We start from the raw sequence: 13,466 nt of genomic DNA on the forward strand, positions 1-13,466 counted from the left end.
GGCGATGACCGGCACGGGCCGCACCATGGCAGGACTGTCGCGCGCGCGGCAGGTCCCCGACCCGCCGTTCACCAGTACGCCGGTCGCCACGTTCAACGAGCCCTGGGCGATGACGTTCCTGCCGGACGGTCGCCTGCTGGTGACCGAGAAATCCGGGAAGCTCCGCCTGGCCAACGTCGCGAGCGGCCAGGTCGGCGAGATCATCGGGGTGCCGACGGTCGCCTACGGCGGGCAGGGGGGCTTCGGCGACGTGCTGCTGCATCCCCGCTTCGCCGACAACCGGCTGGTCTATGTCAGCTATGCGGAAGCCGGCAGCGGCGGCACGCGCGGCGCTGCCGTGGCGCGCGCCACGCTGCAGCTCGATGCCAGTGGCAATGGCGGAAGCCTGTCCAACCTGCAGGTGATCTGGCGCCAGTTGCCGAAGGTGTCGGGTTCGAACCACTACGGACACCGGCTCGCTTTCGGAGCGGACGGCAAGTTGTGGATCACCTCGAGCGAGCGCGATCAGCAGACGCCCGCACAGGACCTGCAGTCCTCACTCGGCAAGCTGATCCGGCTCAACGACGATGGCAGCCTGCCGCCGGACAATCCGTTCGCGGCGCAGGGCGGCATTGCGGCGCAGGTGTGGAGCCTGGGCCACCGCAACCTGCTCGGCATCGCCTTCGATCCGTCGGGACAGCTGTGGACGCATGAAATGGGACCGTCGGGCGGCGACGAACTGAACCTGATCGAACGCGGCGCCAACTATGGCTGGCCCGTCGTGTCCAACGGCGACCAGTACGACGGCACTCCGATCCCGGACCACGTGACGCGACCGGACTTGAACGCGCCCGAGGCCTGGTGGTCGCCGGTGATAGCGCCGGCGGGCTTCGTCATCTACACCGGCAACCTGTTTCCCTGGTTCCGCGGCAAGGGCTTCATCGGCGGCCTGGCCTCGCAGGCGCTGGTCGAGATCGAATTCACCGGCACGCAGGCGCGCGAAGCGCGGCGCTATCCGATGGGGCGGCGCATCCGCGAGGTCGAACAGGGGCCGGACGGCGCGCTGTGGTTGCTGGAGGACGGCGCCGGCGGGCGGTTACTGAAGCTCACGCCCAACCGCAGCTGATCAGGCCGGGCGGCCGTCCGTGCGCGTCTCGCGTCCGTTGCGGATGTCCAGGTACAGGCTGTAGGCGGCGGTGAACGCCGGCAGCAGGTTCTGCAGCACGCCCACCGCATCCTGCTTGGACGAGAACAGGAAGTAGCTCAGCGCCATCAGGCTGCCGGCCAGGCTCATGTACCAGAACAGGCGCGGGATGACGGGCCGGCGCGCGCGCCGCGAGGCGACGAACTGCACCACCCAGCGCGCGCCGAACATGGCGGCGCCGGTCAGGCCGATCAGCTTCCAGGGAGTCATGTGCAGGCCGGTCCAGCCCAGCCAGACGAGTTCCTGGTCCATCACGCTCATGGCTTGCGCCCCGCGTTGATCTCGCTGATCGCGGTGACGTGGCTGCGCTGGATCAGCCACGAGACGCCCATGAGATCGCGCACGCCCACGAGGGCGCGCCCGAGGTTGGTGTACTTCGACTGCCCCGACCCACGCGGCCGGTGCGAGACCGGCACGCTGACGGTCTTCCAGCCCGCGCGCTGCATCAGCGCGGGCAGGTAGCGATGCATGTGGTCGAAATAGGGGAGGTCCAGGAAGGCGGCGCGCTCGAACAGTTTGATGCCGCAGCCGGTGTCCGGCGTGTCGTCGCGCAGCAGGCGCTGGCGGATGCGGTTGGCCCAGCGCGACGCCCAGCGCTTGCTGGCGGTGTCCTTGCGGTCGACGCGCCAGCCGGCGAACAGCTTGGTCTGTGCATCGGCGGCGTCGCGCGCGGCGAGCAGCTTCGGGATGTCGCCGGGGTCGTTCTGGCCATCGCCGTCCAGCGTCGCGATCCACGGCGACAGGGCCTGCTTCACGCCGGTACGGATCGCCGTGCTCTGCCCGCTGCGGCGATGGTGCACCAGCACCCGCAGCTCGGGGACCTCGGCCTTCAGGGCCGTCAGCACGTCGCGGGTGTCGTCGTCGGACTGGTCGTCCACGCACACGATGTCGAAGGCGACGTGGCCGCGCAGGTGGCGTACCACTTCCTCGACCAGCGGCCCGATGTTGCCGCGCTCGTTGAAGACGGGAATGACGACGGACAGACTCGTCATGGGGCTGCTTGCTGGGGAAGGGAGGGTCATCGTCCACTCCGGCAGGTCAGGAAAATGTCGTGGTCCGGCCGGTAGAGGGCCGTCTTCACGTCGGTCAGGCCCAGCATCGTGTGGAACAGGTCGTCATGGCTGCGCTGGCCGGCCGCCTGGCGGCGCAGGCAAGTGTCGTCCAGACCGGTCGCCTTGCGCCAGCCTTCGGAGAACCAGGCGACCATCGGCACCTGCAACTGCTCGCGGGGGGCGATCGAATACGGCATGCCGTGCAGGTACAGCCCGTTCTCGCCCAGTGACTCGCCATGGTCGGAGACGTACAGCAGGGCTGTGTCGTAATCCTCCATGCCGGCGAGCGCATCGATGGCCCCGGCCAGTACGTGGTCGGTGTAGCGCAGCGCATTGTCGTACGCATTGACGATCTGCGCCCGCGAGCACCGGCCCAGGTCCGAGGTCTCGCAGACGGGCTGGTACACCTTGAAGACGGGCGGATAGCGTTCGAAATACGTGGGTCCGTGGTTGCCCAGCATGTGCAGCACGATCACCTGATCGCCCGTGTTGCGGCGCGCGGCGTCTGCGAGGCCGGTGAGCAGGATGCCGTCTTCGCAGCGCTTGCCGTCGCACAGCGCGGGGTCGTTGCGTGCGTGCAGGTCTTCCACCGGCAGCCCGTTGCATACACCCTTGCAGCCGGACTGGTTGTCCCGCCACAGCGTGGCCACGCCCGCACGCTGCAGCACGTGCAGCAGCGACTGGTGCCCGCGGATCTCCTTCTCGTCGTAATGCTCGCGCCCGTATGGCGAGAACATGCAGGGCAGCGATACCTCGGTGCTGCTGCCGCAGGCGGCGACATGGGGGAAATTGAGTACGCCGCGCCGCGCCAGCTCCGGCGTGGTCTGGCGCGCGTAGCCATTGAGGCCCCAGTTGGCGGCGCGGGCCGTCTCGCCTACGACCAGCACCACCAGGCGGGGGCGGCGCATGGTGGCGGCCGGCGACTGCATGGCGTCTTCGCCGATCGGCAGCTGCACGCGCGCCTTGCCCGGCGCCTCCTCGCTGACCACCTTGGCCAGCGATACCAGCACGTTGGCGGGCGTGACCAGGTAGCGTACTTCGCGCTGGTTGCGCAGGAAGGCGGTGAGCGGCTGGATCGAGGGCAGCACGCCGAGCGCGCCGACCACCACCATGCCACCGAGGAACAGCACACGTGCCAGCAACGTGCGCGACCACGTGCGGGGACGCAGGCGCACGCGCCACACCACGAGCAGCGCGGGAACGGATGCCAGCAGCGGCAGCACGGCATCGGCGCCGGCCAGGTCGCTCGCCTCGCGCCAGTCGGTATGCAGCACGTTGCGGACCATGTCGGCATCGATGTAGATGCCGTAACTGGCCATGTAGTGGCCGGCCAGGGCCGCCACCACCACCAGCACCGACAGCACCCAGCGCGCGGTATGTCGCCAGACCAGCAGCGACAGCCACACGCCATGCACGGCGGTGACCAGGAGGAACAGCGACAGCGTCCACATACCGTGCGTCCACGGCTGGGGTGCGGCGGCGCGCCAGAATTCCGCGTTGGCGAACAGGCTGAAGTACAGGCACGCGAACAGGATCAGCGTTTCCGTGTGCAGTCGCGGCCGCACGGCGAGCAGGGCAAGCAGGCGTTGCCCGCGCGAGCCGGCGTGCGCGTGCTCGACGACCGACGCGCTCATGCCTGCGTCTCCCGAGGGGACGGTGCGGACAGGGCGTCCACGCCCCAGGCCACCGTCCAGCACACCGCCAAGCTGGCGATGTCGTGCGAGAGGAAATGCGCCCCGCGCAATTGCTGTGCTGCACCGAACACGGCACCGGCCACCAGGCCGACGGCGAGCCCGGCCCGGCGCCAGCGCGGTGCCACCTGCGACAGGAAGAAATACAGCGCCACCCAGGCATAGCCGCCCGCGGCATGTGCGGCGGGAAAACACGCGGCGGGCGGCATCGTCGCGGGCCGTGCTTCGAACAACGCCACGAACGCCCGGTCGCCTCCCAGGCCTGCCAGGTCCCAGGGACAGTCCATGTGGGTCAGGGCCTTCAACGCGGCCACGCAGGCCACCGATGCGAAGACCGACAGCAGCAAGCGCGCCGCCGGCCGCGTCCACGCCTGCGAGGCCGGCGAACGCCAGTGCAGCAGCGTGGCGACGAGCACGCCGGCCCAGGCCGCCTGGCTCAGGAGCCGGCCGCCACGATGCAGCGCCGCTTCCAGCAGCACGCTGCGCTTGAGCGACCAGACGTCGCCTTCCCAGTGGAACAGCCCGTGGGCCACCGCCAGGTCCACATGGCGTGCGAGCCACCACGCGAGCAGCAGCACCGGCAACGACCACGGCAACCGCCACGACGGTCTGGCGAGGGAACGCGAGAGGGAGCGGACCGGGAAGGACGACATGCGGCAGGCGGCGAGCGGAACGTGCACGCATGCTGGTGGCGGTTACGTCGTAGCGCGGTCGGACGCGCGTCGGAGCCGCGTTAAGAGGCGCACGAAACCGGGCGTGCGAGCGTCCCGGGTTGCCGCCGATTCAGTCTTCGCTGACGTCCGCCGACCAGTCGGTCGGGACCTCGCAGCCCGGGATCCATGCCGCGCTCGGGGCCAGAATCCATGCGCGCCGGTTGGACGCACCGATGTCCACCACCTTCGCCGGGTCCAGGCAGGGTCCGATGGCTTCCTTGCGCAGGAACAACCAGCGCTGCGCAGGTGCTTCCAGCAACCACGCATGCGCGTGCTGCCATTGCGCGGCCCAGGGTTGCTTGAAGCCGAAGTCGGCGACCGGGCGGTCGGCCTGCAGCAGGTGCTGTTCGCGCCAGCCCAGCATGGCCAGTTCGGCCTGGGGGCCGATCCGTTCACCGACCCGCTGCATCAGGGCCTTCGCCGAACTGTCGGGACTGAGCGCCGGCATGAAACCCATGCCATACGCCGTCCACAGCGCTGCGGTGACCGCGACCAGCGCCACGGCCACCCGTCGTCGTGCCGCGACCATCACCACGACCGCCACGGCCGCGAAACCGGCCAGCCATCGCCCCAGCTGCGCCACCGTGTCCATGTCCATGCCGCGGCCATCGACCAGCGCATGCACGCGCGCCGGCGACGCGGTGAGCAGCCACAGCCCCAGTCCACCGGCGACCGCCACGAGCACCGCCAGGTACGACCACAGCACCGTCCGCACGCCGCGTCGGCGCAGCAACCCGGCCAGCAACGGCGACGCCGCCACCGCCAATGCCGGCAGCATGGGGAAGACATAGACCTCGCGCTTGCCCGGGCTGGCACTGAAGAACACCAGCACCAGTACCGCCCAGCCCAGCAGCAGCGCATGCCGGGGGTCCACGCGGCGCAGGCGTCGCCACCACGCCGGCACCAGCCAGGGTGCCAGCAGGACGCCCGGCAGCCACAGCGTCAGTATCGTCTGCAGGTAGTACCAGGCCGGCTTCACGTGGTGCCAGGCATTGGCATAGCGCGTGCCGGTCTGCTTGAAGAGCATTTCGCGCGCGTACGCGTGCAGCGCGGGATCGGACGAGGTCAGCGCGACCGACAGCATCGGCACCAGCCACACCCCGGCGCCGGCGACGAAGCCCGCCACGCCCGCCAGCGTGTGCACGCCACGATGCGGCGGCAGCGCGCGGCGCGACCTCCACCGCACCCACAGCCAGGGCACGAAGACCAGCAGCGGCAGGAAGCCCACGCCCTTGGTCACCGTGCCCAGCCCCGCCGCGAAGGTGCCCAGCGCCAGCAGCCACGCGCGCGGCGTTTCCAGCAGGTAGCGCATCAGCGCCCACAGCGACAGCGTGGTCATGCCCACCAGCACCATGTCGATCTGCGCCCGCTTGGCCTGCAGCGCGAACTGCAGGCACGCGAACAGGCCGAACACCGCGTACGGCACGGCGCGGCGGCCCCACAGCCGGCGCGCCAGGTCGCCGGACAGCCACAGCGTCAGCAAGGCCGCCAGCAGCGAGGGCAGCAGGAAGGCCACGTGCCAGTCGCGCACCAGCAGATAACTGGCCGCCTGCAGCCACATGAAAGTCGGGGGTTTTTCCGCGTACAGCTCGATGCCCCGGTGCGGGAACAGCCATTGCCCGCTCTCGACCATCGTCCGCGCCGCCAGCACGAAGCGTGGCTCGTCGGCCGGCATCGGTTCGCGCAGGCCCAGGCCCGCCAACAGCGCCCACACCACTAGCGCGATCAACAACGGGGTCTGCCAGCGGGGGGCGTGTCGGAGCGGCGTCGGTCGCATCGGCGGGGTCGGCGGTCGGCAGTCGGGCGCATGATCGTGGATCATGCGGCGTAAGAGAACCGTCGGAGTTCCGACGGCGTTTCGACGTCCGGCCTGCGATGCTGCCGGTCCTCCTCCCTTCGCGCGGATCCTGCTGATGCGGCTGCTGGTGATCGAAGACAACCGGAACCTGGTCGCGAACCTGTTCGACTACTTCGAGGCGCGCGGCCACACCCTGGACGCGGCGCCCGACGGCGTGACCGGCCTGCACCTGGCCGCCACGCAGGCGTACGACGCCGTCGTGCTGGACTGGATGCTGCCGCGGCTGGAGGGTCCGGAGGTCCTGCGCCGGTTGCGCGAGGACCATGCCTCCGACGTGCCGGTCATCATGCTGACGGCGCGCGACGAACTGCCGGACAAGATCTCCGGTTTCCGCGCGGGGGCCGACGACTACCTGACCAAGCCATTCGCGTTGCCGGAACTGGAGGTCCGCCTGGAGGCGTTGCTGGCGCGCGTCCAGGGCCGGCAGCGGCGCAAGCTGCTGCAGGTGCACGATCTGACCCTCGACCTGGCCACGCTGGAGGTCATGCGCGCCGGACAGGCGCTGCACCTGTACCCCGCATGCCGCAAATTGCTGGAAACGCTGATGCAGGCGAGTCCGGCGGCCGTCACCCGCCAGCAACTGGAACATGCCCTGTGGGGCGACGATCCGCCCGACGGCGACATGCTCCGTTCGCACATCTACGAACTCCGGCGCAGCGTGGACGGTCCGTTTCCGGTCAAGCTGATCCATACGCTTCCCCGCACCGGCTACCGGCTCGCCGTGCCCCACGGGGCGACGGAGGCATGAAGCGCCACCGCAGCCTGAGCGGGCAGATCCGGCGGCTGCTGGGCGGCTACGCCGTGCTGCTGGCCGCGGTGATCCTGCTGGTCTTCGCGGACGACTTCCTCGAGGACCGGGTCTGGAAGTCGCTGCTCCACCGGGAGATCGCCGAACACCTCGCGCGCCGGCAGGCCGATCCGCGCCATCGCTGGCAGGATACGGACGCCGTGCAGCTCTACCGCGTGCCCGGCCGTCCGCCGCCGCCGGGCCTGTCGATGCTGCCTGCGGGCGTCCATGACGACTTCTGGTTCGACGGGCGCGAAAACGTGGTGCTGGTCGAGCGCGTGGACGGCGTGCAGTACTTCGTCGTGCGCGACATCACCGGGATCGAAGCCATCGAGGACGCGCTGATCATCGGCTCGCTGGGGCTGGCGCTGGTCGTGCTGGTGGTGATCGGCGTGATGGTGGCGCGCGGCGTCGGCAATTCGTTGCGGCCGCTGTCCGACCTGGCCGACGACATCGATGCACTGTCGCCCGACCACGCGGGCCAGCGCATCGCGGTCGCGCGGGACGCCAGTGCGGAGCTGCATGTCATCACCAACGCGCTCAACGACTATCTGCGCCGCCAGGACGCGTTCGTCGAGCGCGAGCGCGTCTTCATCGACACCGCCAGCCACGAGCTGCGCACGCCCATCGCCGTCATCGCCGGCGCCAGCGAGCTTGCGCTGGACCAGGCGGAACTGCCCGCGCCCGCTCGCCAGCAGGTGCAACGCATCCACCGCACCGCGCGCGACGTGGAACGGCTGATCGGCTTGCTGCTGGCCCTGGCGAAGGATCCGGCACGCCTCTCGCGCGCCACGGAAGTCGTGCCGTTGCACGAGCTGCTCCCCGACATCATCGACGACCACCGCCACCTGATGGCAGGCAAGGACCTGTCGGTCGTCATCGACGCGCTCGCGCCATGCAGCGTGACCGCGCCGTTGCACATCGTGCAGGCCGCGATCGGCAATCTGCTGCGCAACGCCATCGAGAACAGCGACAGGGGCCAGATCCACGTGGCGCTGGACGCGGACGCCACCGTCACCGTGCAGGATCCCGGCCATGGCATGACGCCGGAAGAGATCAGCCGCATCTATGCGCATCTGGCGCGGGGCGGCAGCCGCGAGGGCGGCGGCATCGGCCTGGACCTGCTGGCGCGCCTGTGCGAACACTTCGGGTGGACACTGTCCATCCAGTCCGCCCCGGGTCGCGGCACGATCAGCCGCCTGCGGATCGCGCGTTGACGCCGGGCTTCGCCGGCACGCGCTAGCATCGTCCCGCCTTTGCCGAAGGACACCGTCATGAAGCGGCCGTTGTTCTGCCTGTCCCTGGTGCTGCTGTCGGCCTGCCAGCCCTCGGCACCGCCCGCGCCCCCCGCAACGCCGGCCTCCACGCCTCCGGTCGCGGCGGCGCCCGTGGCACCCCCCGCACCCACGCCTGCGGCCGAAGCGCCCGCATTGTCACCGCCATCGTTCGATTGCGCCAAGGCGCAGGCGGCCGCCGAGCGGTTGGTCTGCGGCGACGCCGAACTCGCCGCGCTGGATCGGCAACTGGCCAGGCGTTACGCCGATGCCAGGGACACGGACCCTGCCACGCAGCGAGGCTGGGCCAAGGGGCGCGACGACTGCTGGAAGGCCGATGACCTTCGCCTGTGCGTGCTGGAGTCCTATCGGACGCGGCTGGTCGAGCTGGCCATCGCGGCGCCCGGCGTCGTGGTGCCGAAGACCGTGGAATACCGATGCAGCGACAACCGCCTGCCTTTCACGATGGTGTACTACAACGACATCGATCCGCAGGCGGCGGTGATGACCTGGGGCAACGACCAGGCGATCGTGTTCCCGCAACCGGCCGCCAGCGGTGCGAAGTACGGCCGCGTCGGCATCGAGTACTGGGAGCACCAGGGCGAAGCGTCGGTCGATTTCTTCGGCAACAAGCTGACCTGCAAGCCGGTGGAATGACGACCGCTGACGCGCCCGCCGGCGTGGCGGGCGCGTCCGTGCCGCGTCGGCGCTGTCAGCGCACGCGGCGGTAGCGGACTTCGTTCTGGCGATCGCCGACCTGCGTGGTCACCAGGCCATCTCGCGACGGGTCGATGTCGAACGCGGTATTCCCCACGTTGAGCCGGCCGTCGTTGATCCAGCCGTCGACCGTCTGGTCGCGCGTGCGGGCCGTGGCGCGGCCATCCGCGGTGATCGTGAGGGTGACGTCGCGGTCGTACACCGCGTTGTAACCCTCGAACGTGCCGATCATCCACGACGGCACGTACGAGCTGTGCCGGGCACCCTGGTAGCGGTCGTCGTCGTACTTGTCGTCCTTCTTGTTGGCGTTGTGTGCGATCGCGCCGAGGATCGCCGCACCGATCAGCACGCCCGCCGCCACCTTGGCGTCATGGTCGTCGCCGTGGTGTCCGGACGAGCTGGTGTGCACGCGGAAGGTCGCCCGGCAGCCATCGTCCACCCAGATCTCCCGACGGTTGTAATCCCAGGTGCGGCCTTGCGTGCAGGACGTACTGGACAGCTGCCGGTCGAGCGTGACGTAGCCCGCGGTGGTGATCGAACAGCTCTGGTAGCGATCATTGCGGCTTTCGCAGGTCACGTAGTCGTCGGCGCGTGCATCGGCGCCCCAGAGGCCGGCACCGGCGAGACAGACGGACAGCAGGAGGCGCGTGCGTTCCATGACGGGTCCTTCGTGTGATGGTGGGAGGGCGCGGCTCCCCCGGCCGCGGCGACACGATACCGTGCTCCCCTGCGGACGAGAGACGGAATGGCCGACCGTCCGTCAGCCGTCCGCCGTCCGCTGCTGCCTGATGGCCAGCACGCGCGCCGCCTGCAGGGCTTCGCCGATCTGCACGCCCGACATGCCCTCGCGCACCACATCGCGCGCGCCGACCCGCAATGCGGCCTGGTGCAGGCGCACCAGTGCACGCCCCTGCGGATAGTCGGCCTGCCGCTGTCCCCCGCGGCCACGCTTGTCCGCTTCGCAGACGGTCGCCAGCCACGGGATGCGTTCGGGTCGCCGGAATGCATCGCAGCGGGTGAGCAGTTCCACCACGGTGGCATCGCGCAGCTCGGCGAGGCGGTGCACGTTGAGGTGCTCGCGGCATACCATCACGGCCAGTTCGCGGTAGTCCACCGGCACCTTCAGTCGTTCGCACAGTGCCATCACCGGCTTCACCCCGGCATGTTCATGGCCGATGTGCTTCGGCAGTACCGCGGCCGGCGTCAGCGCCTTGCCCAGATCGTGCACCAGCGCGGCGAAGCCGATGCGCGCATCGCCCGGCGCGAGTTCCGCCGCCATGTCGCTGACCATTTCCTGGTGCACGCCGGTATCCACCTCCGGGTGGTATTCCGCGCGCTGCGGCACCCCGTACAGCGCATCCACTTCCGGCAGCACCACCGCCAATGCGTCGCAGGCGCGCAACGTGGACAGGAAGGCGGAGGGCGTCGTGGACGCCAGCGCACGTCGCAGTTCCTGCCACACGCGCTCGGGCACCAGCGCCTCCAGTTCGCCGCTGGCCACCATCGCGCGCATCAGCGCCATCGTCTCAGGCGCGATCGTGAAACCCAGTGATGCAAAGCGCGCCATGAAGCGGGCCGCGCGCAGCACGCGCAGCGGATCTTCGGCGAAGGCCGGGCCCACATGCCGCAGCACGCGCGCCGCGATATCGCGCGCGCCGCCGTAGGGATCGACGAGCGCGCCGTCGTCGTCCTGGGCAATGGCGTTGACGGTGAAGTCGCGCCGCAACAGGTCTTCTTCCAGCGTTACCGAAGGGTCGGCATCGACGACGAACCCGCGATAGCCGCGGCCACTCTTGCGCTCCGTGCGCGCAAGCGCATGCTCTTCGCCCGTGTCCGGATGCAGGAATACAGGGAAGTCCCGTCCCACCGCCTTGAAGCCGAGGTCTTCCATCTGCGCCTGCGTCGCACCCACGACCACCCAGTCCCGGTCGCCGGGCGCCAGGCCGAGCAACCGGTCGCGCACCGCGCCGCCGACGAGATAGGTCTTCATGCCGGCATGATGCCGGATCCGGAGCGCGATGCGGGGTTGCTTCAGGAGCTACGCGAGTCGCGACCGCGACCTGTGCAGGCGATCAGCCCGATGATCGTGCGCGATGATCCGCTGACAACGCGACTTCCCGATGCGGGACGTGTGCCGTCCTGTTTCCGCGGTCGCGACTGACGTCGCTCCCACAGGGGCGCAGCGTCATCAGCTCTTCGGCATCTGTGCTGTCGGGCAGGTGAAGGCCTTGCGCTTGGCCTGCACGCGACCCATCAGGCGGTCGCTGACCGGCAGGGCGCTGCCGTTGAGGCGCCAGTCGTAGATCACGCTGAAGGCCAGCACGCGCGCGACGTACTCGCGCGTTTCCTTGTAGCTGATCGTCTCGATCCAGACGTCGGGATCGAAGCCCGGCCGCTGCGACTGCCAGCGTGCCGTCGGCGCCGGCCCCGCGTTGTAGGCGGCGATGGCGACATAGGGCACGGCGTACTTGTCTTCCATCTCGCGCAGGTAGGCGGTGCCGATGGCGATGTTGGTGTCGGCGTCGTACAGGCTGGCCGCGCCCGCGTAGGGAATGCCCAGGCGCTTGGCGACGCCCGCACCCGTGGAGGGCAACACCTGCATCAGGCCCATGGCGTTGGCGCCCGATCGTGCCTTCGGGTTGAAGATGCTCTCGGCACGGATCTCCGCGGCGACCCAGGCCGGATCGATGCCGTGCTTCGCGGCTTCGCGCTTGATGGTGTCTTCATGGTGCAGCGGGAAGCGCAGCCGGTACAGGCGCTGCTCGTCGGGCTGTTTGCCCAGTGAGAACACGGCACGGTCGAACCAGCCATTGTCCTGCGCCACCTGCACCGCGATGCGGCGCTGGGTATCGTCGAAGCGGGACAGCGCCTCGTTCCATTCGGCCGTCGCCCAGCCCGGACGCTCCAACTGCCAGAGTTCCATCGCCCGAACGACGGCGGGGTCGCGCGCCACGGCTTGCACGGCGGTGGCGGGGTCGTTCGGGATCCAGGCGCACAACGCGTAGGGTTGCTCCAACCGATCGGCGGCGAGGAAGCCATGGAAGGTCGGGCTGCCCGCGGTCTCCCGGTAAAGACGCTGTGCGGCGGCGCGGTCGCCGGTCTTCTCGCTCATGCGGGCTTCGAAATACCGCCAGCGCGAATCGCTGCGCTGCGCCGGTGGCATCTTCTTCAGCGCCGCAAGCGCCGAGGGCCAGTCGCCGCGCGACAGTGCCTCGCGTACACGCCATTCGTGGAGGCGCTCGTCGTAGGAAGACTCGGGTACGTTGCCCAAGCGGCGCGCGGAATCCGGTCCGTAGGATGCGACCGTCCACAAGGCGATCTGGTATAGCACCTGCCCGCGCTCGTCGGGGCCCATGCCCAGCGCGTCGGCGTATTGCGGCAGCATGCGCTCGGCCGTGTCGGGATCGTTCTGTGCGAGTCTCGACAGGCCGTGGGCCGCCATGCGGCGGCTGCGGTCGGTCTTCGGCCAGTTCATCGCGCGAGGATGGACGGCATCGATGAAGGCGGCATAGTCGTTGGCGAGTGCGGCCTCGTCGCCGGGCAGGCCACGCGCCGCGCTGCGCATCACGCCGGTCTGGCGCTCGGCCGCGGCCGCATCGATGCGCTCCCAGCGCAGCGTCGGCGCCAGCGCGCCCTGGCTCGCCAGCACGTTGAAGACGGGGTCGCACCCATCCGGAAGCGACTTCGCGCCTTTCCGCCAGAGTGCCTGCGCCTGTTCGGTCCACGCAGCATCGATGCGTCCGGTGGCCTGGCGCGCCTGCAGGTGGGCGCACTGCAGGGCGACGCTGTCGGTCGGTTTCCATGCGGCCAGGAACGTGGGCCAGTCCTGGCGGCGCGCCAGGGCCGCAAGCCACAGGCTGCGGAGTTGCGAGGCGACGGCCTGGCCTTCGTAGCGCGCGAGGAAGGCCTGTGCCTGCGACGTGGATATCGCATCGGGATCGCGGCGCAGGGCCGCGAATTCGAGCCATCCGTAGAGGGGGTGGCGGGTAAGCGACGACGCGGTGCCGGCATCGAAGCGACCGGCCTCGGCCGCAGCGAGCGCGTCGCGCATCGCGGGACGTTGTGCGTCGAGCGACTGCGCACGCGAGAAGGGTGCGTTGCACAGCCCGGCGATGGCAACGAGTACGATGAAAGGCGTGGATCGGATCATGCCGGGACTATACCCAAGCCGGCTGAACGTCCACGTAGACA

Annotated in this window: 12 protein-coding genes; 4 read left to right on the plus strand and 8 right to left on the minus strand. The window is 69.7% G+C overall.

Features of this window, described 5'->3' with window-relative positions; genetic code table 11:
- Positions 1-4: 4 nt before the first annotated feature.
- Positions 5-1,105: a PQQ-dependent sugar dehydrogenase gene (locus CYU89_RS12305; RefSeq protein ID WP_296281418.1), complete on the plus strand. Its 1,101-nt coding sequence runs from the start codon at positions 5-7 to the stop codon at positions 1,103-1,105.
- On the opposite strand, the gene CYU89_RS12310 is transcribed toward CYU89_RS12305, so the two are convergent.
- The 5 genes from CYU89_RS12310 to CYU89_RS12330 form a co-directional block, all read right to left on the minus strand.
- A complete protein-coding gene (locus tag CYU89_RS12310) occupies positions 1,106-1,444 on the minus strand; it encodes a lipid-A-disaccharide synthase N-terminal domain-containing protein (RefSeq protein WP_296281367.1) in 339 nt (112 codons plus the stop codon).
- Entirely contained in the window at positions 1,441-2,175 is a 735-nt protein-coding gene (locus CYU89_RS12315) for a glycosyltransferase family 2 protein (RefSeq protein WP_296281368.1), read from the minus strand. Before CYU89_RS12315 ends, CYU89_RS12310 begins: the two co-directional genes overlap by 4 nt.
- A gap of 26 nt (positions 2,176-2,201) precedes the next feature.
- Positions 2,202-3,869 (minus strand): phosphoethanolamine--lipid A transferase, encoded by a 1,668-nt coding sequence (locus CYU89_RS12320; protein ID WP_296281369.1) that lies wholly within the window; start codon positions 3,867-3,869, stop codon positions 2,202-2,204.
- Positions 3,866-4,579: a phosphatase PAP2 family protein gene (locus tag CYU89_RS12325; RefSeq protein ID WP_296281370.1), complete on the minus strand. Its 714-nt coding sequence runs from the start codon at positions 4,577-4,579 to the stop codon at positions 3,866-3,868. The genes CYU89_RS12320 and CYU89_RS12325 overlap by 4 nt, the downstream gene beginning before the upstream one ends.
- A 130-nt stretch (positions 4,580-4,709) precedes the next feature.
- Positions 4,710-6,416 carry a glycosyltransferase family 39 protein gene (locus CYU89_RS12330; protein ID WP_343125257.1) on the minus strand — a complete coding sequence of 569 codons (1,707 nt, stop codon included), beginning with the start codon at positions 6,414-6,416 and terminating at the stop codon, positions 4,710-4,712.
- A gap of 136 nt (positions 6,417-6,552) precedes the next feature.
- Here CYU89_RS12330 and CYU89_RS12335 point away from each other — a divergent pair, with 136 nt between their 5' ends.
- Genes CYU89_RS12335 through CYU89_RS12345 form a run of 3 tightly spaced genes read left to right on the plus strand, consistent with a single transcriptional unit; the run spans position 6,553 to position 9,215 of the window.
- Entirely contained in the window at positions 6,553-7,245 is a 693-nt protein-coding gene (locus CYU89_RS12335) for a response regulator transcription factor (RefSeq protein WP_296281371.1), read from the plus strand.
- Entirely contained in the window at positions 7,242-8,501 is a 1,260-nt protein-coding gene (locus CYU89_RS12340; protein WP_296281372.1) for a HAMP domain-containing sensor histidine kinase, read from the plus strand. Before CYU89_RS12335 ends, CYU89_RS12340 begins: the two co-directional genes overlap by 4 nt.
- Before the next feature lie 57 nt (positions 8,502-8,558).
- The gene (locus tag CYU89_RS12345) at positions 8,559-9,215 is read left to right on the plus strand and encodes an MliC family protein (protein ID WP_296281373.1); all 657 of its coding nucleotides are present in this window, start codon (positions 8,559-8,561) and stop codon (positions 9,213-9,215) included.
- Positions 9,216-9,270: 55 nt separating this feature from the next.
- Here CYU89_RS12345 and CYU89_RS12350 read toward each other — a convergent pair whose 3' ends face one another.
- The 3 genes from CYU89_RS12350 to CYU89_RS12360 form a co-directional block, all read right to left on the minus strand.
- Positions 9,271-9,933, minus strand: a complete 663-nt coding sequence (locus CYU89_RS12350) for a DUF3011 domain-containing protein (protein WP_296281374.1) — start codon at positions 9,931-9,933, stop codon at positions 9,271-9,273.
- Between the two features lie 102 nt (positions 9,934-10,035).
- Positions 10,036-11,265 (minus strand): multifunctional CCA addition/repair protein, encoded by a 1,230-nt coding sequence (locus CYU89_RS12355; RefSeq protein ID WP_296281375.1) that lies wholly within the window; start codon positions 11,263-11,265, stop codon positions 10,036-10,038.
- 198 nt (positions 11,266-11,463) lie between these two features.
- Positions 11,464-13,425 (minus strand): transglycosylase SLT domain-containing protein, encoded by a 1,962-nt coding sequence (locus CYU89_RS12360; RefSeq protein ID WP_296281376.1) that lies wholly within the window; start codon positions 13,423-13,425, stop codon positions 11,464-11,466.
- Positions 13,426-13,466: the final 41 nt, after the last annotated feature.

Origin of the sequence: Pseudoxanthomonas sp. (assembly GCF_002863005.1) — a bacterium.
Taxonomy (GTDB): domain Bacteria; phylum Pseudomonadota; class Gammaproteobacteria; order Xanthomonadales; family Xanthomonadaceae; genus Pseudoxanthomonas_A.

Excerpts from the sequence above, each read along its gene's own strand:
- CYU89_RS12305 (WP_296281418.1), top strand. The coding sequence starts at position 5 with ATGACCGGCACGGGCCGCACCATGGCAGGACTGTCGCGCGCGCGGCAG.
- CYU89_RS12310 (WP_296281367.1), bottom strand. The coding sequence starts at position 1,444 with ATGAGCGTGATGGACCAGGAACTCGTCTGGCTGGGCTGGACCGGCCTG.
- CYU89_RS12315 (WP_296281368.1), bottom strand. The coding sequence starts at position 2,175 with ATGACGAGTCTGTCCGTCGTCATTCCCGTCTTCAACGAGCGCGGCAAC.
- CYU89_RS12320 (WP_296281369.1), bottom strand. The coding sequence starts at position 3,869 with ATGAGCGCGTCGGTCGTCGAGCACGCGCACGCCGGCTCGCGCGGGCAA.
- CYU89_RS12325 (WP_296281370.1), bottom strand. The coding sequence starts at position 4,579 with ATGTCGTCCTTCCCGGTCCGCTCCCTCTCGCGTTCCCTCGCCAGACCG.
- CYU89_RS12330 (WP_343125257.1), bottom strand. The coding sequence starts at position 6,416 with ATGCGACCGACGCCGCTCCGACACGCCCCCCGCTGGCAGACCCCGTTG.
- CYU89_RS12335 (WP_296281371.1), top strand. The coding sequence starts at position 6,553 with ATGCGGCTGCTGGTGATCGAAGACAACCGGAACCTGGTCGCGAACCTG.
- CYU89_RS12340 (WP_296281372.1), top strand. The coding sequence starts at position 7,242 with ATGAAGCGCCACCGCAGCCTGAGCGGGCAGATCCGGCGGCTGCTGGGC.
- CYU89_RS12345 (WP_296281373.1), top strand. The coding sequence starts at position 8,559 with ATGAAGCGGCCGTTGTTCTGCCTGTCCCTGGTGCTGCTGTCGGCCTGC.
- CYU89_RS12350 (WP_296281374.1), bottom strand. The coding sequence starts at position 9,933 with ATGGAACGCACGCGCCTCCTGCTGTCCGTCTGTCTCGCCGGTGCCGGC.
- CYU89_RS12355 (WP_296281375.1), bottom strand. The coding sequence starts at position 11,265 with ATGAAGACCTATCTCGTCGGCGGCGCGGTGCGCGACCGGTTGCTCGGC.
- CYU89_RS12360 (WP_296281376.1), bottom strand. The coding sequence starts at position 13,425 with ATGATCCGATCCACGCCTTTCATCGTACTCGTTGCCATCGCCGGGCTG.